At 40.9% G+C, this 25,301-nt stretch carries 18 protein-coding genes; 4 read left to right on the top strand and 14 right to left on the bottom strand.

Features of this window, described 5'->3' with window-relative positions; all coding sequences use genetic code 11:
- Window position 1 precedes the first annotated feature (1 nt).
- Complete coding sequence (locus BM375_RS11675) at window positions 2-3,175, bottom strand: SusC/RagA family TonB-linked outer membrane protein (RefSeq protein ID WP_212611676.1); 3,174 nt, start codon at window positions 3,173-3,175, stop codon at window positions 2-4.
- A gap of 26 nt (window positions 3,176-3,201) precedes the next feature.
- On the bottom strand, window positions 3,202-3,954 hold the full coding sequence (locus BM375_RS11670) for a TlpA family protein disulfide reductase (RefSeq protein WP_139227585.1): 753 nt from the start codon (window positions 3,952-3,954) through the stop codon (window positions 3,202-3,204).
- 613 nt (window positions 3,955-4,567) lie between these two features.
- Here BM375_RS11670 and BM375_RS17660 point away from each other — a divergent pair.
- The 3 genes from BM375_RS17660 to BM375_RS11655 are packed head-to-tail and all read left to right on the top strand — an operon-like array spanning window position 4,568 to window position 6,564.
- Complete coding sequence (locus tag BM375_RS17660; RefSeq protein WP_093366281.1) at window positions 4,568-4,831, top strand: helix-turn-helix domain-containing protein; 264 nt, start codon at window positions 4,568-4,570, stop codon at window positions 4,829-4,831.
- A gap of 43 nt (window positions 4,832-4,874) precedes the next feature.
- Window positions 4,875-5,909 carry a HipA domain-containing protein gene (locus BM375_RS11660; RefSeq protein ID WP_093366279.1) on the top strand — a complete coding sequence of 345 codons (1,035 nt, stop codon included), beginning with the start codon at window positions 4,875-4,877 and terminating at the stop codon, window positions 5,907-5,909.
- On the top strand, window positions 5,902-6,564 hold the full coding sequence (locus tag BM375_RS11655) for an HIRAN domain-containing protein (protein ID WP_093366277.1): 663 nt from the start codon (window positions 5,902-5,904) through the stop codon (window positions 6,562-6,564). Before BM375_RS11660 ends, BM375_RS11655 begins: the two co-directional genes overlap by 8 nt.
- 700 nt (window positions 6,565-7,264) lie before the next feature.
- Here BM375_RS11655 and BM375_RS17495 read toward each other — a convergent pair.
- The 12 genes from BM375_RS17495 to BM375_RS11595 form a co-directional block, all read right to left on the bottom strand.
- A complete protein-coding gene (locus BM375_RS17495; protein WP_244525895.1) occupies window positions 7,265-7,561 on the bottom strand; it encodes an RpnC/YadD family protein in 297 nt (98 codons plus the stop codon).
- Window positions 7,562-7,578: 17 nt separating this feature from the next.
- Window positions 7,579-8,274 (bottom strand): Rpn family recombination-promoting nuclease/putative transposase, encoded by a 696-nt coding sequence (locus tag BM375_RS11645; RefSeq protein WP_244525888.1) that lies wholly within the window; start codon window positions 8,272-8,274, stop codon window positions 7,579-7,581.
- A gap of 507 nt (window positions 8,275-8,781) precedes the next feature.
- The gene (locus BM375_RS11640) at window positions 8,782-9,993 is read right to left on the bottom strand and encodes a hypothetical protein (protein WP_093366274.1); all 1,212 of its coding nucleotides are present in this window, start codon (window positions 9,991-9,993) and stop codon (window positions 8,782-8,784) included.
- A gap of 154 nt (window positions 9,994-10,147) precedes the next feature.
- Window positions 10,148-11,884 carry a thiamine pyrophosphate-dependent enzyme gene (locus BM375_RS11635; RefSeq protein WP_093366272.1) on the bottom strand — a complete coding sequence of 579 codons (1,737 nt, stop codon included), beginning with the start codon at window positions 11,882-11,884 and terminating at the stop codon, window positions 10,148-10,150.
- A gap of 73 nt (window positions 11,885-11,957) precedes the next feature.
- Complete coding sequence (locus BM375_RS11630; protein ID WP_093366271.1) at window positions 11,958-12,392, bottom strand: hypothetical protein; 435 nt, start codon at window positions 12,390-12,392, stop codon at window positions 11,958-11,960.
- A 133-nt stretch (window positions 12,393-12,525) separates the two neighbouring features.
- Entirely contained in the window at window positions 12,526-13,404 is an 879-nt protein-coding gene (locus BM375_RS11625) for an endonuclease/exonuclease/phosphatase family protein (RefSeq protein ID WP_093366269.1), read from the bottom strand.
- A gap of 277 nt (window positions 13,405-13,681) precedes the next feature.
- Complete coding sequence (locus tag BM375_RS11620) at window positions 13,682-15,433, bottom strand: RagB/SusD family nutrient uptake outer membrane protein (protein ID WP_093366268.1); 1,752 nt, start codon at window positions 15,431-15,433, stop codon at window positions 13,682-13,684.
- A 12-nt stretch (window positions 15,434-15,445) separates the two neighbouring features.
- Complete coding sequence (locus tag BM375_RS11615) at window positions 15,446-19,021, bottom strand: TonB-dependent receptor (RefSeq protein ID WP_093366266.1); 3,576 nt, start codon at window positions 19,019-19,021, stop codon at window positions 15,446-15,448.
- Between the two features lie 112 nt (window positions 19,022-19,133).
- Window positions 19,134-20,333 (bottom strand): FecR family protein, encoded by a 1,200-nt coding sequence (locus BM375_RS11610; RefSeq protein WP_093366265.1) that lies wholly within the window; start codon window positions 20,331-20,333, stop codon window positions 19,134-19,136.
- 108 nt (window positions 20,334-20,441) lie between these two features.
- Window positions 20,442-21,035, bottom strand: a complete 594-nt coding sequence (locus tag BM375_RS11605; protein ID WP_093366263.1) for an RNA polymerase sigma factor — start codon at window positions 21,033-21,035, stop codon at window positions 20,442-20,444.
- 605 nt (window positions 21,036-21,640) lie between these two features.
- Window positions 21,641-23,194, bottom strand: a complete 1,554-nt coding sequence (locus BM375_RS11600) for a hypothetical protein (protein WP_139227583.1) — start codon at window positions 23,192-23,194, stop codon at window positions 21,641-21,643.
- A 16-nt stretch (window positions 23,195-23,210) separates the two neighbouring features.
- Window positions 23,211-24,686 (bottom strand): Fic family protein, encoded by a 1,476-nt coding sequence (locus BM375_RS11595; protein ID WP_093366260.1) that lies wholly within the window; start codon window positions 24,684-24,686, stop codon window positions 23,211-23,213.
- A 290-nt stretch (window positions 24,687-24,976) separates the two neighbouring features.
- Between BM375_RS11595 and BM375_RS11590 the strand changes: the two genes are divergently transcribed.
- Window positions 24,977-25,156 (top strand): hypothetical protein, encoded by a 180-nt coding sequence (locus tag BM375_RS11590; RefSeq protein WP_093366259.1) that lies wholly within the window; start codon window positions 24,977-24,979, stop codon window positions 25,154-25,156.
- Window positions 25,157-25,301: the final 145 nt, after the last annotated feature.

The following is a 25,301-nucleotide window of genomic DNA, read 5'->3' as shown; positions in this document are numbered from 1 at the left end:
TTTAAAATTTACAATTGACACCAATACTATATCGCCGGGATGGCGGAACATTATAGTAATCCGGGTCTAACCCAGCACCGTTGGCACGCCAGATCAACGCCACGTTATTAACTGCCGCAAAAGCAGAGAATATCACTTTCTTTCTACCTATCATCGGCGTGAAATTATAGCTAACATTTACGTCTTGCAATCTGATCATATCTCCTTTTTCGATATTCACTTCGGAATAAGCATAGAAGTTATCACGCGAGGAATTTGCCGGATAGATCATCGAGGGTACGGTAGTATGTCTCTCATCTCCGGGTTTTTGCCATCGATTAGCGAAATCACGATGTCCCGACCACGCGTTAAATAAATCATTATAGCGGATGGTTGAGCGTTGAAAGTAATGTCCCAACTTGTAAGAAATCAGAAAAGAAAGATTCAGATTTTTCCATGCAAAGGACTGGCTAAAAGATCCGTGATAAGGAGGAAGAGCTGTTCCAAAATAAACTATGTTCTGCAGCGAATCGCGGGTCATTTGTAGATAGCTCGTAGAAATCTCACCGTTCAATCTGCCAAGAGGATTTCCATTTTCTGGATCAAGTCCTTCAAATGGTAAGGCGAAGACGGGGTAAAGCTGTTTGTCGGGCACAAATTGAAAATTTCTGCCGGCATTACTGATATATGTGCTTGCAACGCTAACATTACCTTTGTATTCGCGCACAATATCTTTTTTCATGGAGAGGAACAGCCTGGAAGAGAAACTGAACTGTCCAAAAGTCTTTCTACCGGTCACAGAAAAATCCCATCCATGACCTTCCAATACCCCGATGTTTCTACGCACAGAAGAAAAGCCCAACGTAGGGTCAATATTATCAGATGAGAGTAAATCCGTTGATTTTTTATCAAAGTATTCGACAGAAACACTAAGTGAATTTTTAAAAATTGAAAAGTCCAGTCCTACATTAATCATTCGGACATCTTCCCATTTCAGCAGCGTATTAGGCAGGTCGGTTACCATCGCCCGTGGCAATGGTGTCAAACTCGCGCTTGAAGGCGGAACATAGCTTATGCGTGGCAAACTTGATGCTACTCCGCCAGAATTACCGCTGTGGCCATAAGTAGTCCGTAAGCGTAGCGAAGAAATCCAGTCCTGCCCCTGCATAAAGCGCTCTTTATGTATTGACCAAGCAAAACCTGTTGACCATAATGGATTCCATTTTTCATTTGTGGCGACACCAAAGTTATTAGAAGCATCGCGCCTTGCAGATAGGGACAACGTATACTTGCCATCATATAGATAGGCCGCGTTGCCATAGAATGAAACATAACGCTGTACATCTTCTGAAAAACTCTGCCAGCCGGGTATTCTCATATTCCCGGAAATTCCGGCATAGGTTGGATAGAAGTTTACCAGATCAACCGCTTGACTGGTCATCAGTAATGGGTCATAACCAAAGGCTTTATTGCCGTCCGCATTTCTCATTACCGACGAAAGCTCTGCGCCAAGTATAGCGGAAATACTATGCTTTCCCTCTCCCATCTCTTTATCCACAGCTATATTGCCCCGCAACTTATGACTGGACATTTTATGATGCTCCAACGTGTTAATTGCTCCTATAGGCACTATATGAGTAACTTCATCACCGTCTACCTGAGTGAATTGATTGATCAGATCCCGTGTATAATAAGAAGACTCTTTATTAAGCACCTGCTGCTCTCCTTTATAAGTTTGATAATTATACAGTCCACTCAACTTTAACCACTGCAAAGGCTGGTAATTGAATGTAAGTTGTGCATCGAGCTGTTGTCTATTATTCTTGCCGGGATTCTGCCCCACTTCATCCAGAGGTATGAACCGCCAATCTAATAGTCCCGATTGCTGTGCACTATTTACAAAATTTGAATTATACTGGTACGGTACAACCGCATTATTCCCTTCACTGTCTTTTAGCGATACATAAGGGTAGGCCCGGGTTCTTCCTGCTCCGAGCGAAAAATTATAGTCCAATACATTTCCATCCCATGTCGCAGTTGTATTTGTAAAGGCCATCCTTGTTGAAAAATCAATCTTCTCATTCAGCTTTAAATTGTGCTGAAAATTCAATGTGATATTTTCAGACGAACTCCCTATTTTTTGACCTAAAGAATTATTGAAAGATGCAGACATTCTATATCCTGATCGGTCGTTGCCATTAGAGATACCTAATGCATATTGCTGCAGATTCTCATTTCTGTATACATATTTCAACAGGTCATCCCTAAAATCCAGAGATCTGAAACTGTTTATCCGGTTTGTCATTTCTTCTGTAGAAACAGTCCCCTCTTTGTGTTGATAAAGCAGCTCAATTACAGGAGAAAAAACAGTAAACATGGCATATGGGCTATTATAGTCTGCATCGTAAAAGCCCTTCTCGTACAGCATCTGTTCAACGTCAATAAAATCTGACGTTTGCATATAAGGCAGTTCTTTGAGCCTTACTTTTCCAACCGAGGTATAATTGCTTGAAAAATCTATTTGCAGCCTTTCATGAATAGGCTTCTTTAAATTGATGACGATGACACCGTTTCCCGCACGGGCTCCCCATATGGAACTGGCTGCAGCGTCTTTAAGAAGCGTCACCGATTCCACATCGTTCGGGTTGATATCCTCAATACGACCTTCATAGGGAAAGTTATCCACAATGATCAATGGGCCTCTTAAACCATCGGACATAGTATTTATTCCCCGAATATTAATATCCGCACTGCCACGCCTGTTATCATATTGCAATCCCGGCATACGGCCTTCCAACTTGTCAAGTATATTGGCAGAAATACGCTGTTGCAATACCTCCGTGTTTATATGCTCAAAACTACCCGTAGACCTTTCTTTTGGTATAGTCTGGTAACCCGTACTCACCACTTCGACCTCTTCAATCTCGTTGGTTAGCGGTACGAGCTGTATATGCACATAACTGACCTCATTAGGAATTGCAGCTTCCTGTACAGCATATCCTACATGGCTAAATATTAGCTTATAATCGGTCAAGTCCGTAGATATTGTAAAACTGCCGGATTGGTCTGTTTGTACAATATTACCTGTTTTGTTTTTGGCAAAAACTTTTACGCCAGCAATTGGGCGCTCCAAGCTATCAGTTACCTTACCTGATACACGTTTCTGTCCGAAGAGCATACCGTATACAGATAGCATATAAAACAATATTAAAATAGTATGTCTCATCGCTTATCAATAAAGGGTGCTACATAATTACGGTCCAACAAATTGCGGAATGTCCGCAGCTGTAATCGACCTAGGCCATTGATCCATACATAATGCGGAAAGGATGTATAAGGAAATAGTGAAATGAGGTAGTCATCCGCAACAATAGATTCAAAATGTTGAAGCCCGAACTTCTCAAAATGCCCCTTATGATAAAGTCCGTCAAGTTTTTCATAGGTGTCCCTCGTATTCAGGCTATTTACCATGACAACAACTAAGTCATCCTTATACCGCTCCGCAAACCAGCGGATCTCTTTCTGGTGTATAAAACACGGCGCGCATCCTGATGACCAGAAGTCCAATACCAACATCTTACCTTTATGCTCTTCAAGGCTTTTACGAACAGTATCTCCGTTGATATAAAAAAGATATTCTTTTGTCCAGAAATCTTTGGGTACGGAGTGCCCAATTGATACTTCTTTTTGTTGTTGCCTTTCGGCAGTCCGCGATTCCGCGGACTGCGCCCAGGCGTCAGATAAACTAAACATTGAAACAAATAGCAGCAGTAAGCCGTAAACGATGGACTTTAGGCTTTTAATTTTAAATTGTAAGCTATAGGTCAAATGCCATAAGCCATTAGCTTTTGGCGATAAGCTATTTAATATTTTTTGCTTTGGTGGCGTTTGGTAGGACTGGTTACTTCGTAACTCAGTCACTTTGTCACTATGGCCACAGGCCATACCTCTCCCACCCTTGTAAAAATTATTCATTTTTCGAGGTTTTAAGGTGTGACCTAAGCCTACTTTCTCTCTTATGCTACCAACACGCCTGCTCCTAAGCTTTGCTTAGGTCACACAGTAATAAAAATTGATTATTGAAATTGGAAGACGGACCACACGGTTATCATTCATGGTCTATAATTCGGTTTTCGTTAGCCGTCTTCAATAGGAAAGCCATATTTCAGGCTCTGAGCCAGCCGAGCTACTCGGGGGCACTGATAAGATTTTTGTAAAGTTGTTTTTTCATACTCACAACGTTTATAAATTGTGAGTCTCTTTTGGCCGGATAACAAAAGAACGTGGAATGCTATCTAGCTTTATTCCCTGGGTCTCACGCCATCGAAGTCAGCATCAAACGATAGCATCCACGCCTTTATATTGCAAATATAGCAAACAAAGGCTGATGGATGTAATCTACCGCTCTCGTCTTCGAATTTATTGTGAGACTTGGGAAACGAGACTCGTAAACTACCTATTAAAAATTAATAACAAACATAGTTTTGTATATTTTAATAACACAAATATAGATAATTATGCGCCATATACAAATTTTTTATCGATTATTTTATCGTATAGCTAAATTTAGGAATTAAGCATTAAAAAATTGAGAAAGGATACATTAACAAGGTTAGGTCTTTACTTATCCAAGAAGCCACTTAGCCAAGCCAAATTGGCGAGGATGACTGGTATTTCTAAGGATAGGATCAGTAGGCTACATGTTGATTTATCTACGAAACCAACTGTTGAAGAGGCCTATTTAATCTCACTAGCTCTAAATGTTACCGTTCAGGAAATAGCAGAATTTATCTGTGTAAATCTAAGTTTACGTCCCGAATCTGAATGGGATATCCCGAAGAGGAAGAAGTAAATATTTCGGATTTGGCGAAGGTTGTGTAACCAAATATTGTAATATGGACATACAGTTTATCGACACCACTCAATGGCAAGAAACATTTTGGCTCCACAGTGGTGGAACGCGAGAAAAACGTATTCTATTAGATAGTGAAGATAATTTGTGGTATTTCAAACGTTCAGAAAACAAACCCGGCAGAAATGGAAATCCAGACAAATACTATAAAGACGAGTTTTGGTCGGAGATTATCGCTTATCAGATAGGGTACACACTCGGCTTGAACATCTTACGTTATGACGTAGCGCTGAGCAATGGACAAATAGGGTGCATAAGTCCTTCTATGATCGACATCAATAAGGAGCAGTTAGTGGAAGTTGGCCGGTATATGATTACCTATAATCCTGATTTCTCTCCTGAAAACAATGTTACTCGCAACGAATACACTTATGACCTACTATCGCGCACGCTAGACCATTTTCAACTTGCACACTATAAAAAAGCTTTTCTGCAAACATTGATATTTGATGCATTAATTGGCAATTCAGATCGCCATCAGGAGAACTGGGCATTCATATCTGACTCGTTTAATCCAGATGAGGATATTGACATTCAGCCAATGCTTACAAGAATAAAAAAGGAAAAAAAATTCAGATATAACGATACCTTAATAAATAAAGAGTTCGAACTTCGGAGACAAAAAATTCGTGATATTGCTCCCATCTACGATAGCGGAAGTTCACTGGGCAGAGAATTAACAGAAGAACGGGTCAAAAAAATGCTTTTGGACAAGCAAATGCTCGCTGCTTACATCACTAGGGGTACTTCTGAACTGCATTGGAACACGAAACAGAAAGTTTCTCATATAACACTTGTCCGCTTACTAAAAGAGACAGAGCCAAAAGATTTATTTGAGATCGCATCACATTTTCTAAAGAAGTGGGATGAAAATAAAATTTACAATCTCATAACCACCTTGGATCAAGTCTTGCCTGATGAGCATAGCTTTTACAAAATATCTCCAGAACGAAAAGAATTGATATTTAAATTACTAACTTTGCGATTTGAACGTATTACAAACATTCTCAATGACTGATTTCTCAAAAATATATCTTGCATGGCGTAAGGGAAAAGGTTCCCGAAGGCATATTGTTGGGCTTTTGGAAAGAGGTGCAGATAACAATGTAACGTTTCAATATCTTCCAGAAACAAGAAATTTAGTAAAAACAGAAGGTTTTATCCCTTATTTTGAATTTCAAGATCTAGATAAAGTCTACGACAGCAATGTTCTCCAGATTTTTTCGCATCGTCTAATCAAATCTGAACGGCCTGATATCGGCAGCTTTTATGATTTTTGGGAGATTGACTTGTCTCAAGCGCAGGATAAATTTTATGTATTAGGAAAAACTCAAGGCTTGACAGCTAGTGATAACTTTGAGTTTCTTGCAGAATACATATATCATCCAGATATACATTTTCTAACAGACCTTTCTGGGCTTTCTTATGCTAATTTACCTAAAGGAACGGTTAAACCCGGAGACTTTCTTCAATATGAATTTGAAGGAGACAATGAATTTGACAAAGAGGCTATCAAAGTGATGTTTCGTGGAAGAGATATTGGGTATATCAAGAAAATACATTGCCGCATCTTTCACCGAGCTACGGAAACACCGCTGAATTTACAGGTTAAAGCCGTAGAACAAAACGGTATTATAAGAAAAATATTTGTAAAAATATCCGTGCAGGGATAACCTATCTCGCAAGATTTACTTGGTAGAACTCTCTGCCAACTGGCGGATCAGTGAACGAAAACAGCCATAACTTAAAGAATGGCAAAGGATCCCAATTGTACAATCGGTAAAAACCTCGATATTACGGCAATTCCTTTAAACAAGTTAAGAAATACAGACTAACAGATAAAGGAAGGCAATTAAAAACCTAAAGATGATGTAAATGTATCTCGAAAATTCAGTTTATACGTTCCTTATTGGGCATAATAAACCTCTAAAAAAATCTATTTTTATTTAATTCGAATTCGGAAACAAAATACAAAACGCTGATTATAAGATGCTTATTATTTTTAATAAATATACTTTGCTTGATAGAAATCGTCTTCTTTTGACAAATTAGAACACAATAGATTTTTCTTATTTAACTCGAATTCGGAAAACAAACGTAAATGCCTGAATAAAAACTGTTTATTATTATAAAAAAATAACTTTGATATTATAGAATCAACTTCTTTTAACAAGTCAGAACTAAACAAATTTTTCTTATTTAACTCGAATTCGGAAAACAAACATAAACAACTGAATAACAATTGTTTACTGTTGTAAAAATCAAGTACCATCTCGAAGCTACGACAAAAAGGATTTGAAATCCTGTCATTAAAACCAAAACCGGCGCTTCCCTTATCAGAAAGCGCCGGTTTATATGATCTGTAACAAAAATCTATTTCAGCTTTTCTATTTCTTCGATAGGTAAACCTATTATATCGGAAATCAGCTGGATATCAAATCCATTTTTCAACATCTTTAGGGCTGATTCTCTCTTTTCGGCCTCAGCTTTTGTACGCTCCTCTAACCGGCCTTCTTGACGACCTTTTTGAAGACCTTCTTGACGACCTTCTTGACGACCTTTTTGAAGACCTTCTTGACGACCTTCTTCCAGTGCTCTTTCCTTTTCTATAAGAGCAGTTTCACGGATAGAATATTCATCCCATTTACGTTTTAAACTAACATCGTACATTTCGCGTTCCTCCTTATTTAATTTGGTGCGTCCCGCCAGCCCCATACTCTTGCCCGCACCGAGAACAGTTTGCTGTATTCAGCCACTTGAAAAAGTTTTTCAAATATCGGCCTCCTTAAATATACCGGCAGCTTATCCATTGTGGACATATTTTTAAGTACATATAACCATCTGTCCAAGTCACTCTCTAAGTCCGCTTCACCTTTAACAAAATTAATCAATTCTAAATATATAAACCCAAGATCCTCATAAAAAATTTTTCCTGTCTCTCTGTTACACAGACAAATATCGTGCAAAAATTCTTCGATGTCTGTCCTCTCAGGCATCGGGAAGCCATCCATCAAGACAATAACATAGACGCCGCTGATACTATAGTTCCATCCCTTGCGGTTCCCTTTCGGGGCTTGATCGGCAATGAGTTTACTGCCATAGTACAACATTCGGCGCTTAAGGTTTATCTGCAAACTCCGTTGGACCTCGATAATGAATTTCTCTCCATTATCCGTTGTGCAGGTAAGGTCAAAAATGACTGTCCCTCTATCCTCCCCATCACCGACATGCTCGTTTTTGTTGTAGACCAAATCATCTATAGTTTTCCTGCCCCTAAATAGATCATTGAGTAAGGCAATAAGAAATTTCTTGTTCACTTCTGTCCCGAAAAGACGCTTGAAACCGTAGTCAGTGGTCGGGTCTATGTATTTTGGCTGTTGCATAACACTATTGTATAAATGGTTACTAATTCAAAGGTACTAAATCAAAAATATAAAAACTAATATTTTTAGTAAAATATAACAAGGCCGCTCTTCGGGATGTTAAACGCAGTGGGATCCCGAAGCTACGATAAAAGAGGATTTTATAATCCGCTCAACGATAAAGATGGATTACAAACCCACACTATCCTTTTGTTAGGGATTCTCGTCTTCGAATTTATTGTGAGACTTGGGAAACGAGACTCGTAAACTACCTATTAAAAGTTAATAACAAACACTTGTCCGCTTACTTAAAGAGACAGAGCCAAAAGATTTATTTGAGATTGCATCACATTTTCTAAAGAAGTGGGATGAAAATAAAATTTACAATCTCTGCTCTTCGGGATGTTAACGAAGTGCCATCCCGAAGCTACGATAAAAGAGGATTTTATAATCCTGACATTGACGCAAAAACAAAAACGGGCGCTTCCTTTTATTGGAAAGCGTCCATTTATATGATCTGATGAGGAACTAGTTTATCAGAAAATATTGAGCGATATGTTCCGCATTTCCAATCTCTCCTTCTTTGCGTGCAAAAAGCTTTGCATAGCCAAAGAGCGATTGGCATCCAGCTGCCATAAATATATCCTTCAGCCTTTGATCATTTTCGATATCGTATTTTAGAAACGCATCCATACGATCGATTTCGAGGTATTTCTTATCCTCCCTGTCAAGGGCGGTAAGCTCCTTTAGTTTATCGCCTTCGGGGGTTCCTTCATTGGTTAGGAATAGAAACGTCCGTAACAACCACTTGTCGCCCAAAAAAGAGATTACAAAATACCCTATTTTATGAGATACAAACTTGCATTCCAGCAATATATGCTCTTTGCCTACTATAAAATGAGGGGTACCGGCAGAAAAAATATGAGCGATAATAATTTGCAGATGCCCTGACCCACATAGAGCTCGCTCTTCGAGACGACGCAGTGCATGCTGCTGTACAAATATAGGCTTAGGACTGTTATCCTTAACATCTGTCAGCCCCAATTGATCCGGTCGGATCATCACCCAGCTGATCGGCTTACCTTTGATAAAAGGTACCTGCCCCAACTGGGCAATCGGACGCTTTATCCCATTCAGCTCTATCGTATCTAGATTATTCTTAATACGGACCAAGGTGATCTCATTTATACCGCGCCCTTCGTACATCAAAAGATTGGACAGATCAAATTGTACGGTACCTTTGTACATATCGTAATGCCCACAATTTTCGAAACTCAGGAAGCCTGTAGCTCTGTACAATGCCGTAGCAAACCATTCGCCCTCAACAAAATAAGGCTTGAATACAGATTGAAGTATGTCGTATTCTTTGATATACTGGGGGGAAATGTATTCAATAAACGTAACGAGTAATAACACTTCCGAAAAGAAAAACATATATTCTATTTTCTCTCCTCGCAACGTATCGACACCGGGATATTTAAGCCTAGATGCAAACATCTTTTTATAAGCTAACTGCTCTTCTTTTCCAACAATAACCCCATTGTCAAGGTTGACAGTAAGACGGGGATACCTCTTCATGAACATAAGTTTGAGCGAGAATAATGGGATTAGTTCGAAGTAGCCCGGTCCAACCATCTTTTCAGAGATGGTCTGCAAACGCAAACAAAAGGCTTTGAATTGTGCCGCATCCTGCTTTTGGGGAGACAGGTATACACTTTTTTTCTTCCGGTTCTTTGTCATGTGCAAAAAATTAATAGATTACAATATGATCATTCCGATGCATCCGTCACATCAGCCTAATAGCAAGCTATCAATTGCTATTAAAATAGTAAAAATTAATTTTTATAACAAATAAACAATATTTAGATTGAAACTGCGCGTAAGAATAGAAAAATTACCACAGGCTTTTTAAGTGTTTATAGTTTGATTTAATAGTGTCAAATACTTCATCCATTTTACCGCCAAGAATCATCTTCGCCATAGTCTGTGTCATCCCCATGACCTGCTCTTTAGTGATATGTGAAGGCATTGCCAATGCATTGGGACTGGTGAAGATATTAAGGAGATAAGGCCCCTGATGAAGAAACGCACGTTTGATCGCCTCTTCCACCTCATCAGGCTGGTGTACATTCTCCGCAGCGATTCCCATGGCCTCGGCCACTTTAGCAAAATCAGGATTGACCATATCCGTCTGGTTGTCCGGCAGGCCGGCAACCTCCATTTCCAGCTTGACCATTCCCAGCGTTCTGTTATTAAACACGATAAGCTTCACCGGGATTTTATATTGGTAGATCGTCGCCAGATCGCCCAGCAGCATACTTAATCCCCCATCGCCACAGAAGGCTATTACCTGTCGAGCAGGATGACTGAGCGATGCGCCAATAGCCATTGGCATGGCATTGGCCATACTCCCGTGATTGAACGAACCAAGTAGATAGCGGTCTCCCTTCTGATTGATATAGCGTGCGCCCCATACACAGGACATACCCGTATCTACGGTAATAACAGCGTCCTGGGCAGCCAGTTCATCAATTTTTGAGGCTACAAACTCAGGCTGTATCGCATCTTTCTCTCCAGAGTCCTTGACATAGTCGTGCAGACGCTCGCTGACTTTCTCGTAAAATTTGATAAAGGAATCTGCAAAAGAACGATCATCTTTAATATCCAATAGGGGAAGTAATGCCTGAATGGTCTCCTTGATATCGCCTTTGAGTCCCATCGTGAGCTTGCATCTTCTGCCGAGTCGTTCCTCTGCAGTATCGATCTGTACGATGGTATTATCGGTAGGCATAAAGGCGTCATAGGGCATATCGGTACCCAAAAGCAGGAGGAGGTCAGCCTCATGCATGGCCTGATAACAGGAGGGCACCCCCAAGAGGCCCGTCATCCCTACATCGTAAGGATTGTCGCGCTGTACATGCATCTTACCCCGGAAGCTATAGCCCACCGGCGCTTTGAGTTTTTCAGCTAGGGCAAGCACCTCAGCATGGGCACCTTGACAGCCGATACCACAATAGAGTGTTATCTTCTTGCTCTTGTTGATCAGCTGTGCCAGTTGCGCAAGCTCTGCATCTGCAGGGCGAATAATAGAGTGGCATCGAAAAAGTTGCGTAGAGGTATGCGTGTCAACGGCTTTTAATTCGGCCACATCGCCCGGAAACCCGATGACACTGACACTTTTTTTTGAAATGGCGTGCTGAATTGCCGACTGTATAACGCGAGGAGCCTGCTCCGCAGTAGTGATCAGCTGATTATATGAGCTGCAGTCGTCAAACAGCTTGTACGTATTGGTTTCCTGAAAATAATCCATCCCCATTTGGTTTGTTGGGATGGTAGAAGCAATAACCAGCAAAGGAACACGCGAACGGTGCGCATCGTACATACCGTTGATAAGGTGTACGTGGCCCGGGCCACAGCTGCCAGCACAACAGGCCAGGCCGTCAAGCTCGGCTTCGGCCGCCGCCGCATAGGCTCCCACTTCTTCGTGCCGTACATGTATCCACTGAATACGCCCATCCCGACGGATGGCATCATTAAAATAATTCAGGCTATCGCCCGTCACTGCATAAATCCGTTTGATGCCTGCTTCTGCCAACATATCCACAAGCTGCTCTGCCACTATTTTCGCCATAATATTGCTTTTGTTGAAGTACGTTACCTACACAACAAATGGAAAAATAAATGGTTTTGCGAATCCTCAAATGCTACAACCCATCCTCCGTCTCAATCTTCACAATATAAGTTCCGGCATAAGGGTTTTCCTGCATCAAGCTTTCGGCAATGATGATTTTATAGGTCCCTACCCTGTGCAGACTATCTTCAAAAACCTTACCGAATGGGCCATCCATCTCGCCGTTGGGCATCAGCAATTGATTGATACGGATATTACCGGAATCCTTCGGCACCATCAAACTTATCTTGACGCAGCCGGGTTTTGCCAGGTCAAAAGACACTGTATCCTTCTTACCAACGATTTTCATGCCTTGATGCTGAACGGTATTCACCTTCCCCATCTGGCTATATCCTTTTTCAGGCACCGCTATGCTATCTCTTTGATCGTCATGCTTTGTAGAAGGCGATTGGCAGCCCCATAAGGCGAAAAGAATTCCTAATCCAATTATTGACTTAGCATGCTTCATATCTAAATTTTTATATAAAGAACAACCATACCGCCAAAATGTTAGCTACAAAACACAATGAGGCGCTGCGTCCAGCCTACGAATAGACTGGAGACAGCACCTCATAAAAATGACACAAATAGCCTAAGGAACTTTACTTCCTGGCGGGAATTGTCAGCTCTATGTATACTGGATAATGGTCCGAGATGATGTTTGACAGCTCGTTTTTTATTATCTCACTTTTTGTTACATAAGGCGCTGCAGCAGGATTGCACCAGATAAAATCAATTCGTTTGCCTTTGCCTGTGTTCTTTTCTTTAATATTTCCTTGACCATCTTTAAAAGTCGGCACACTACTCACAAAATCCTTATGCAAAAGATAGTGCGTATCTTTAAATCCAGCTTTTTCCAGTTTATTTAATACAGAATAGTCAATTTGCCCCTTATTAAGGTTTCGGATATGTGCATTTTTCTCCTCCGATTTTTTCATGCTCGTTAGTAAATCTTCATCGTACTGGCCCTGATCTCCTTGGTAAAGCGAGTTAAAATCCCCCATAACAAGTATTGGTTCATTACTGGGCAGCTCATTGATTTGCGCAATGATATTGTCTACTTCTTCTAAACGTTTTTCATAGCTAAATGGTGAAAAGTGAATAACAAAGATATGCAGGCCTTTTACTTTCGCATAGATATAGGCATGCCACATATTTTCGGTAACCTTCTTGAAGTTAGTAAGTGGCATTTTCGCCGATAGTGCAACTGGAAAGCCTTCTTCCTTAGACTGCAGCGCATAAGGATGCGAGTAACTACGTGCCAGCCCTTCAAGTGTTTTTTGTGTCCAACCATTCATTTCTTGGGTGGCGACAATATCCGGGTCTAGCTCTTTCACAAACTGTTTATAACGCTCGATATTCGTTGAATCTTTTAAACCATACAGTACGTTATACGAGAGTATCTTAATCTTTTGCTGCGCGTGACTGGCACTACCTATACATAGGAGCGCCGTTATTAATAAAATAATGTTTTTTTTCATCTTCCAAATTTGCTTTTAACATGTGACGAACTATCCGATTATCATCTTGATGATTTTTTTTTAATGTGTTCAAGAACTCGCAAACTCGGTCTATTCTTCCCTCCTTGCGGTTTGAATAAATCATGATAGTTTCATCCGCATAAAATTTGATTTTTAGGAGCTATATGAAACATCCACATACTTCATGCACATTCAATTTCTTCTCTTGTGCCTGCTGCTTTTCGGCCATTCTTTCCTATGCCGTCAATGCTACATGGATATTTCATATGCTAATCCTTTAAATTCCAGTATCCTCCCAGTGTGGATTTTGTTTCAGCTGAGGGTTCAACTGTAATTCCTGTGTAGGGATAGGATAGTAATAATCCTTATTTTCATCCCACTTTTTAATTATATCCGGTAAGTTGATTATTCTTCCACCTTTTGTACCATTTTCTAGCACCAGTTCACCAAGCTTTTGATATTGTACACCCTGCAAACGTGTAGGAGATGTCCCTTCATAGATGACCAAATCTATTTTACTGTCGTTATCCAAGTCATATTCACCTACTCCAGGGAAGTACATACCATAGAATGGTTTGGCCAGCCGCCCACCTTCTTTCCAACGCAGTAGATCGCGGTAACGTAATCCTTCTTTAACGAGTTCAATTCGGCGTTCACGACGTATCTCTAAAATGACACCTTGCTGAGCTCCTGCTGTTGCATTGGGATATTCGGTTTTTAGATAAACATCTGGATTCGCATTTGCCGCCAAGAGGTTCATGTCTGGCATCTCCACGCGACGACGTAAAAGGTTAACACTCCTATCCAGATCGGCTTGATTGATCGTACCCAGCTCTGCCTTTGCCTCTGCATAGTTCAGCAAGGTTTCAGCATAGCGGAATATCGGCATATCGTTGGTAGACTGTCCTGCATCGTAACTCGGTGCCAGCACATATTTAATAAACTGGTAGCCCGTCACGGAAGTAGCAAAATCGGGAACGGAAGTTGTCGACTGTCCAATTCGTTTATACCCTGGGGTGCGGATCGTTTGTGCCAAACGGGGGTCGCGGTTCTGGGTCTCTTCATAGAAAGACATCGTCTGGTAATTGGGTTTGTCGGTGAAACGTGAGCCATCCGCCATCAGGTAGCTGTCAACAAGCGACTTCTGCATACCCGGACGGCCATAGGAAGCAGATAGAATGTAAAAGTTTGCGGAATGCACTAAGGGTACAGATGCATCATACTGGCGGGATAAAATAATCTCGTCAAGGATGGCATCTTCGGCGATGAACAACTCCTGATAGGCTTTTGTAGGATCGCTTGTATAGATTTTGTATATCCCGGAGTTCATCAGCTCTTCGGAAGCTGCCGCAGCTTGTTGTAGAATGGGTTCCCAGTCGCCCAACCCATGGTATTTGCGAAAGGTTCCCTCGAATAGGCACATTCTGGATTTGAAAGCCAGTGCTGTCCATTTGGTGACGCGTTGCCCGCTTTTAGTCTGCGGTGCGTTGGCAATGGCAAAATCGATATCCTCCAACATTTTTTCAAATACGAATTTACGGGAGTCCCGTGCCTTGGTTAAGCCCTCATCATCAAGTTCCAGAACGGTATCGTACCATGGCACATCCCCAAAACGAACCACTTTTTCGAAATAGAAGTAAGCCCTGAAGAATCGCGCTATGCCATCATACCGCAAGCGTGCGGCCTCGTCGGTGCACTTATGGGAGTTCTGTAAAAAGAAATTTATCTGACGCAGCTCTTCCCAGGCCCATCCACCACCGCTGGACGGGGTAGTACGGGTACCTTGAATTTCGCTTGCAATGGTACTTCTAGCCTCATCATCTGCCTGGTTCGGGGTATTGTAATGAATCGCGAGGGCATCCGGCAGTTCGGCGTAAAAAGCGTTGGTATAATTCTCGAGTTCTGCAGCCGTTAAAAAATAATTTTCCGGTGCCAGCTCGGATAAAGGATAGCGTTCCAGATAACTATCGTTACAGGCCGACAATCCAAGTGCTAAGATAGCATATATTATGATTTTATGTTTTTTCATGTTTTTAGCCTTTTAAAATGAAATTTGTGCACCAAAAGAGATCACTCTACCCACAGGGTAGCTTCTACCGGTCTTATCACTCATGACCATTTCGGGATCAAGGTAATCGGTATCCAATTTTGTCCAGGTGTGCAGGTTTTCGCCACTCATAAACAAGCGAAGCTTACTGATCTTGGCACGTTCCATCCAGGTGCTTGGAAAGGTATAACCTACGGTTAGGTTTCTTATTTTTAAATAAGAGATATCCTGCAAATACATATCATTGGCCACGGACAGCTCGGAGTTCTGAGCCGTATAACCGCGTAAAAATGGAAAATATGCGTTTGGATTTTCCGGCGACCAGATTTTGTCTGGGAAGTCGCTCGGTATAAAAGAATCGTATGGACGGGCATATACAGACCAGAATGCCTGTGCTTCCAGATCAGGATACCAGTTTTGCTTTCCGATACCTTGCAAAAATAGAGAGGCATCGATGCCGTTCCAATTGGCCCCTAATGTTAATCCATAGGAATAGCGTGGCTGGCTGTTCCCGATAACACGACGGTCTCCCGGGTCGTCCAAGGTATTCAACCCTGTATTGATGATACCATCTCCGTTCAGGTCTTTGATCTTGATATCCCCGGCCTGCAGCATACGAAGTTCGGCGGTAGGTGCCTGCACCCGACGGCGGTTGATCTGATCTTGATTTACAATCTTAGCGTATGCCTGTGCTTCTTCGGTTGTTTTAAAGAAGCCATCGTATTGGTAGCCCCAGATTTCGCCGAGCTGCTGCCCTTTGTAATACTGGTTCAACAGGCCTGCAGGATTACTGAATTTGGTTATTTCAGAGGTGTAGTCTGATAAGACACCACGTACAGAATAGTTAAAAGGCTTTCCTGCTACTTCGAAATGATCCCGCCAAGTTACGGCTAGGTCAAAACCTTTTGTCTGGAGATCTGCCGCATTCTCTTTGGGTTCGGTAGCGCCAAACACATCGGGTAAAGTCTGTGCAATACTCAACATGCCGATGGTATTGCGGGTGTAATAATCGGCTTCTACACCAAGGCGGTTATTGAAGAGGTTGAAGTCCAAACCGATATTGCTTGTCGTGATCTTCTCCCAGGTAAGGGAATTGGCTACCGGCGCCGGGTTATAGGTTACGTTCAATTTCTGTCCGTCAACCAGGTAGTTGATCTGCCCGGTAGACATGGACGATATATAAGCATAGGTAGAAACCTCTTGATTACCCAATGAACCATATGAATAACGTATTTTTAGGTTGTTGACAATTGGTTTGATTGGTTCAAAGAAAGCCTCTTCACTAATACGCCAACCTGCTGAAAATGATGGAAAGAAACCAAAGCGGCTAGCTTTTGGGAAGCGAGATGTACCATCAGAACGTCCACTCGCTTCGAAGAGGTATTTGCCCGCATAATCATAGTTAAGTCGGAAGAATCCACCGCGTACTGCCCATTCATCAGCACCACCTAAAAATTGCTTTTCGCCGACAACCAAATTCAAGTCGTTCAGTGTTTCAGACAAGAGCTCTTGGCCAATTCCTCCCACGCGTTTATATATCCTATTTTCTTGGTTAAATCCGGCCATAGCTGTAAGATTATGGTTTCCAAAGCTTTTCTGATAGTTAGCAAAGACGTTGATAAAGTGCCATTGGTACTTGCTCATGGACTCGTTCAGCTTATCTTGATTTAGTGCTCCTAGAGAGGATAACTCCATTATACCAGGGTATTTAGAATAATATTGTCTGGTTTGACGATAAGAGTAGTCGGAACGATATTCTCTGTAGGAATAGTTCCCGGTAAGCGTTAGCCCTTTACCAAAATTGATTATAGCTTCAGATTTATTAGTAAATTCTGTTCCTCTTGAATACCCTTTCATGGTGCCGCTCTCAAGTGCATTATGCAACCCATAACCTATAGGATAGCTGTTAATTCCAGAATAACCAGTTAATGTACCATCGGGATTGTATGGCACATACATCGCGTGATAGTGATAGGTCGGACTGTTACTTACATTATTGGATACCGTGCTAAAATTGTTCTCCAATCCACTCCAATCATAAGATGATTTAAAAAAATGCGTGTTATTACTTACGGTAAGCCATGGCCGTAATTCAGAATTTAAATTTGCACGAAGGTTGTATCGTGAAAACTCATCGGGATTAATATTAAATATCCCCTGTTCATTTGATTTCCCTCCCGACAAGGCATAGGATGTATTACCGGACTTACCAGAAATAGAAAGGTTGTGATCTGTTTTTGGGCGTACGTCATCATAAAGATAATTAAACCAATCAAAGTTGGCATAATATCGGTATATATCTCGCCCGCTCGCATCTTGTTTGGTAACAACCCACGGTCTGGAAGGATCTTCTGTCTTATCATTTACACGCGACCATAGTTCTTCGTAATCTTCGTCTGTATATCGAGTAGCCCTATAACCAAGTGCATTATACATGGCGTCATCATTGATCTTTGCATTCCAATAACCCGAAGTGATATAATCAGTATTGGTCGCATGGGTTGTATAGCCGACATTGGTATTAAAATCAATAGCGGTGTGCCCATCTTTTTTACCGGTCTTTGTCGTCACCAAAATTACTCCGAAAGCTCCCCGTGCACCATACACCGCAGCTGCCGAAGCATCTTTTAATACTGTTACCGACTCTACATCATTGACGTTGATGCGGTCCAACGTTCCTAAAATTCCATCTATCAGGATCAGCGGACCTCCCCCATTGATGGAAGTATTCCCCCTAACATTGACCGCCCCACTAGTGCCAGGTTTACCCGACCCAAACACGACATTCAGGTTGGGTATAGCCCCCTGTAAAGCCTGTGTCAGTTGGCTTACCGGTCTATCTTCAAATTCTTCACCTGCTATCTGACTAACAGCACCTGTTAGATTTACTTTTTTCTGTTCTCCATAACCTACGACTACGACTTCATCTAAATCACTTAACATAGGTTGCATTGTGACTTGAAGCGTAGACTCATTTCCTAGTATTATTTCTTGTTTTTGGTACCCCACAAAGGTAAAAACTAGTGTAGGAGCTGTACCTTTAAGTGTCAAGGTAAAATTACCAAAGTCGTCTGTCATCGTTCCATTGTCTGCCCCCAACTCACTGACAGATACATTAGATAGGATTTCTGATTTCTCATTGACAATTTTACCTGTTACTACACGTTTTTGCTGCTCTTCAATAACTGCCTTTTCAAGTACTGCTCGACGGGATTTACGACTGAGGATAATATTTTTATCCACAATTTTATATTCCAGCTCATAAGTACGAAGTATGGTGGATAATGTTTTATCTACACCCTCATTATGTAAATTAACATCTAAAGTGAGGTTTGATGGAACAAGTGCACTATCATATAAAATGTTATACCCACTTTGTTTTTGTATTTCTTTTAAAACATTGGTTAGTTTTACATTTTTTTTATGTATAGTTACCTTTTGTCCGTAAGTATAGGCGCTTACTTGCATTATCCCAGAAAACATAAGAATCACTGATAGCTTCATAGACAATGTGTTAGGTATGATATCCGCATAATCTGCGAAAACCGATAATTTCTTTTTTTTATACATTTGTAAAAGATTGGTATTTCCACTATTTAATTATCAATCCAAGTCGTTAGGCTTATCTTGTTCAGGAGCGGTTCCAGCGCTCCTGATCGGATAAGCAATACAAGTTTAACCTCTATTGCATAACCACTATCCTCCTTTCTACTGTTTTGAAACGTACCGAGCCGGTCATCTCAATTAGCTGTAAAACATTCTGAATATCTTCATATCTAGAAACTGTCCCAGTGAAAAAAACCTTTGATACATCGTCTTGATAATCGATTTCTACATCATACCATGCTGATAAAATGTTCATGACCTCCTTGATAGATATATTATCAAAAGCAAAGACACCATTTTTCCACGCTGTGGTATAAAACGGGTCCACCATATTGATATTTAACTGTCGCTCACGGACACTGAATACGGCTTGTTGATTTGGTTTTAGTACATGTTTTTCTCCTTGCTTAAAGGTTAGTTGCACAGCTCCTTCAACAAGTGTAGTTTCAATTTTTCCTTGCTTACTTTTGATATTAAAGGAAGTTCCTAATACTTTGAGCTTCTGCTCTCCAGTATGAACAATAAATGGAATAATTCGCTGCTTACTTTTTAACGTTGCCACCTCAAAATACGCTTCTCCTTGAAGATGGACGGTACGGCTGTTGTCTCCAAAATTAAGAGGATATCGCAGTTCGGAACCTGAGTTTACCCATATTTTGGTACCATCGGCTAAAATCAGGCTATACTCTCCACTCTGGGGTGTAATAATGGTATTATAAAGGATTTTGTCGGCAGGTGCTGTGTCCAACAATTCATAAGACAACATGCCATTGGCATCCTTGTGTATGGAATAACCATTCAGCATAATGGTGGTATCATTACTTAGCTGCTCCAGATTGATCATACTTCCATCCTCCAATAATACCTTTGCCTTGCTGCCACCTGGAACAATAGGTTTTGACGCTATTTTTGGAGGTGCACCTTCAATTTGGGCACGGCTAAAACGGCTGTTGTAATAGACAACCGAAAGTACGCAAAGCAACAGCGCTGCTCCAACTAAAGCCCACTTTCCTAAATTCGTGCGGGAAAGTAGGCGGACCGGGCGATATCCAGAATCTGACGCAACATCAGAAACGATCCGTTGGAACATAGTTTCGGAATGCGATGGATTGATTTCCAGCAATTGAATTTCAATCTGCAAACTTTCCAGTACTTCCATCAAAATTTTATCTGAATTTTCCTGTTGTAAGAATGTTTTCAGTTCTCTTAAATCTTCATCAGAAATGTTGTCCTCTTGAAATTGCTGAATAAGTTTATATAGTTTTTCTCTTTTCACCTTTTTTAAGCCAATTATCTATATAAACGCGCAAGTTAGGCTACTGGACTATTGCTTGTTAAAATTTGATAGAAATAAGGTTTGGTTAGGTGTTGCGCTCATCTTTAACTAGAGGATAGTGAGTGCCATAAGTAAGTTTAAGAAATAAATTTTATCCAATTTCCAGCGCAATTTTTTTGATGCGGCAATAATCTGGTTTTTAACAGTATTTTTTGATTGCCCGCACTTCTCTGCAATCTCTTGATACGACATCCCTTCAAGCTTATTCAGCTTATAGACCTGTTGTTCTTTTTTTGGAAGTTTAGCAATAAGGTTATCCAACGTGCTGCTCAGTTCTCTTTCAGCCAATTGATCTTGTGTGTTAGTGGTTGACTCGCTCCAATGAAACGCTATATAATGTTGGTATTTAGACCGAACAACTTTTTTTCGAAATTCCGAAATCAACAATCTCTTGGCTACCACAAATAAATAAGGATATATACCTGTAGCGTCCCTAAGATTCTCTCTGTTCGTATAGAGGGTGACAAATGTATCTTGTATAATCTCTTCGGTATCATGATGTGATTTAGTGAAGCTAAACACAAAGCTGTATAGCCTACGGTGGTAACTATCAAAGATTTTTCTAAAAACCTCTTGATTACCCGCTATAAATTGTATAAACTCCCTATCAGAAAGTACTTCAAAGTCTTGTTCGTATTCCATCACAAATTCTCCGATTTAACTCGTCTTTCGCAAATCTCCATAGCAGAGTTGACATTATTATTATTTTTAAATTACCTTTTTATTAAGTTTATATTGTTTCTGAGTAAAGACGCATTGGTTTTCCGAAATTAATGATAACCTCTAATAATGCAACAGCTATCTTTTGAGAAATATAAATGATATTCTTCCCATTTTTTGCTTTTGGGAACAGCGTCTGATAATCTGAACCACTTTAATGCGTATAGAATTGACAAGGAAAGAAAGGACTATTTTGAGAATAAGATGCTTTTTGAAAATAGTTTCTTATTTAACATGTTTATAAACAATGTCATAGTAACTTTAATAAATATCATCCTCATAAAAAGAAACCGAATATCTTATGCGTGCCTTTAATAGAAATAAAATTATAAAAATATTTAATTGGAAAGAGCCACCACAAAATTGTATGCTAATTTCCTTTTATAGGAATATAGTCTAATCGATTTAAAAGTAAACTTGAGGTTATAGAATTTCTTCCTCCCCTATCTAGTCGCCAATTGTAGAGGTATGGACCTATCTACATTTTTTGATCTTCTTGAATGTTGTTATCTAGATAGACAAAATTGTTAATATTCCCGCTGCCATGTCCTAAACGATGAGCGCAGACCAAAGGTAAATATCGTTGTATTGGTTCGTTCTGCTATCGCTACATTTTTATTCACACGATTGATTAGGCCCAGCTCCCAGCGCAAATTATACTTTGGATTCATGACATAGGATAGCCGAAGTTCATTATAGAACAACTTATTCAACTGCCCCTGTCCTATCCGGAAGCTACTATTTGTCATACCCTCTTTAAATAGGTCGACACCGACATTGCTATCTTCATCAGGATCAAGACCATAACGGGCGAACATCGTTTGTCCATAGGCTTCCCATCGGTTCCAACGGTAGGTCAAAATAGCAAGTCCTTCGCGAAAATTTGCTCCACGAGGATGTGCCAGTGGCTCCCCATTACTTGTATAATTAATCCGATTGTTCGGATGTTGATAGGTGTATGGAGCTGCTTGATTATATTCTGCTGTCAGGCTCAGGTTAGGCACATCGAACAGATCGTAGGTCTTACCTCCCAATTGAAAAGCTGTACGGTGATTGGTCTTACTGCCAAAGCCAAACTTCCCAAGATCATCTGCATATAACTGGCCATAAAAGATATATCTTGTCCAAGGACGATATTTGACATTCAGCCCTAAACCGCCATTCGCTTTTTGCGATTCAGCATTCCGTTCAGCCCATATCAGGGAATGGAATAATCCTACAGAAAGCTTATTACTGGCTAGATACTCGACATAATGGAAAGCCCCATACTTGACCCCATTTCCCATTCTATGCGTGAATGGATCATTGACATCTGCCAACCGAGGATTCCGTAAATCGTTCATATAGGCCCAGATGGAATGGTATTGCCACCGCCCCACAGTTCCTGAAAACCGGGCATGTGTAAAGTTATAGGGGTTGTCCGAGATCAATACCGACCGGTATCCTTCTCCGACGTGTATTTTATCATAAGCCACACTTGCTTGGAATGCATCCGAGAAATGGTAACTGATATTCGCCGTTGCGTTCATCCAATCATACTGACCTGTATTGATATTCTTGGAAAAGCCTTGTCCCGGCAGATTTCCTATTTGACGAGCTGTACTATCTATAAAACTCGCGTAGCGAGCTTGGTTCTCATAGAAACTGACATACAGCGAGAACTTGTCCTTCACAGATAAGCCAGCTTGTGCACCCCGGGTATTTGTCCACAAATTTTTGCTATGTGTACCTGTTTCCTTTCCGAGAACAAAGTCGGGCATAAAATCGATGTAGAATTTATGATCTTCTTTATTCACCTCAATAAGATGTTCTTGAAAGAGCTTACGGTAAAACAAATTTTTGCTGCTATCCCGTTCTTGTATATCATATCGGGAGTCCAAATTTTGGCTAATAAACGGTTTTACAGTGGCATGTCCCAAGCTATCAGCATATACAGTTCTCATCTGCCGTTGGTAATGTTCATAGGAATAAGGTTGATAGTGGATTTGTGCCATACCCAACTGCCCGAACAACATGCTTATTAAAGTCAGTAGTGGACATGTCCATGTTATGGATATTGATGTCTCAGATTGTTTCTTCATGTTATACTTTTCGTTCCTATTTCATATTCTTCAACACCTTCTTTCCCTTATCCGTCAACCGATAACGCTGCAGGCGGCTATTCGGTTTATCTGGTATCGTCATTTCCACAAAACCTTGCTCTAAAGCAGGCTTGAGGTAGTTCGCCCTGAAGTTTTCTCTATGCGTAAGACCTAATTTATGCTGTAATTCCTGCCTATCCATTTCTTTATCCAGTAGATTAATCAATGAGGTGACTTGCTCGGTGACTTGCTCGGTGACTTGCTCGGTGACTTGCTCGGTGACCGGGGCATTAATTTTTAGATATTCTTTTGAAGACTTAACCGTTACTTCAAAAACCGTCATCAAATCAAAATTAAAAACGGCTTTCCCATTACCATTACCTTGCAACTCTTCATTTACCCTTGAAACACCACGACTGAATCGATTGACGTAACCCAACACTTTCATGGTTTCGGCAACTATGGGGTTACGATAATCATTGACATTGGGAAAATTTTCCGGGCGAGCATTGCCATACAAACCTCCTGCATTCATTATCTCGATACGGTCATCAAACTGATACAGACGAATAGGCATATTGGATTGATAATCTCTGTGCATCACTGCATTCATAACGAGTTCCCGCAATGCCCAATACGGATAATTCAACACCTGCTCTTCCCTAAGAACTGATACCGGAATAGGTTTCCTCTCAACCAATGAAGTATCTACAAAACCATCTAACTTATTCAACATCGTGATTAGATTTGCTGAAAACTTAACCTCTCGCAGAATATCAGCTTCCCGTCCGATTCCGGCAAAACGTACATACTGTACATAAGCTCCCGGCAGAAAGTATTCAGGATTCTTACCCAATAACAACACACCCGCCACCGTAGGACAGTTGAGGGCAGTATCATAAAGGCGAAGCGAAGCCATTTTATCACTTAACGCTCTCTTATCGCCGTTCAATGTATCCTCATCCACTGCTTTTGGCAAATATTGATGCTTAAAAAGCTCCATGTCCAAGTCATTCAACGAAGCAGCAGACATTGGACAACTATCAAAAGTTGTGACACCAGCCTGTCGTCTTTCAATCAGAATGCGCTCTTCGGCTTCATTGGCAATGGCTTTTCTTGGCCCAATACGTACCCAAACTTTGCCCTTGTAACGCACCGGAGGGAAAAACGAGGGTTGCACTTCCACAACAGCTACCTCTCCATCAGGGAACGAAAACTTTTCGATATGAATAACAGGAGGAGGCAAAATATTTCCTTCGGAACGCAGTGCACCAAGGTTTTTAAGCAATGTATCCGTTACGTTCAAACCCGAAAGTGTGCCATCGTCTTTGACACCAATCAATAGATAGCCTGGTTTCTTGTGATGAGCCAAATCATTCGCAAAAGCACACACAGCCTCTGAGAATTTGTCCGTATTACTAACCGAAACTGTACGTTCCACACGGTCACTTTCTCCCGAAGTAATAAGTTGTATGATTTGCTCTTGAGTCATTTATTCTATCTAACTAAGGCAAAAGTATAAAGAAAATAGGTGAAAATACGAATACATCAAGGCAAATTGATGGGTTAAGGTCTATAAATGTTTTGGGGGGTTGTTTAGTTAAAAAATAATCTATCGTAAAATAACGGAGGATTTTTTTAATCAGTAATTTGTCGCTCAAGCCCCCGAAAGCATTCGGGACACGGCGCGACTGGCTCATACTTTTGTCTTGCCAAAAGTATGCAAAAGCGTGTCGCTGAAAAGCTTTGACCAAATGGATAGTGCGAAAACGGTCTTTCTACATGGTCAAAACTTTTGAGGCGACATTTTATGTTAAGGAATGGTCAGTGCGAGTAGACTTTAGTACAGGTCGTGAAAGCGCAGTAGCGCATTCCTGCTCCATTCAAGTGGAAAGACAAAGGAAATCCCTTGGGCTTGTGGGAAGGGAAAAGGCATGGAAACTATTGTCCGAAGCTATCTAAAGAGCTTCGGACAGTTGTTTCAGCTTTCAGAGGGATTTGCTTTGTGAGCTGAGAATTGTGGGAAAAGCCACCTTGGATGGGACAAAGGGTTTATCTTCGATGAGCTCCCTTCGGTCGGTTTGGTTACTTTTGCCCCACAAAAGTA

The organism is Sphingobacterium wenxiniae (genome assembly GCF_900116225.1).
Classification (GTDB): domain Bacteria; phylum Bacteroidota; class Bacteroidia; order Sphingobacteriales; family Sphingobacteriaceae; genus Sphingobacterium; species Sphingobacterium wenxiniae.
The sequence above is the reverse complement of the archived record's forward strand: the minus strand, read 5'-3'. Positions and strand labels throughout refer to the sequence as shown.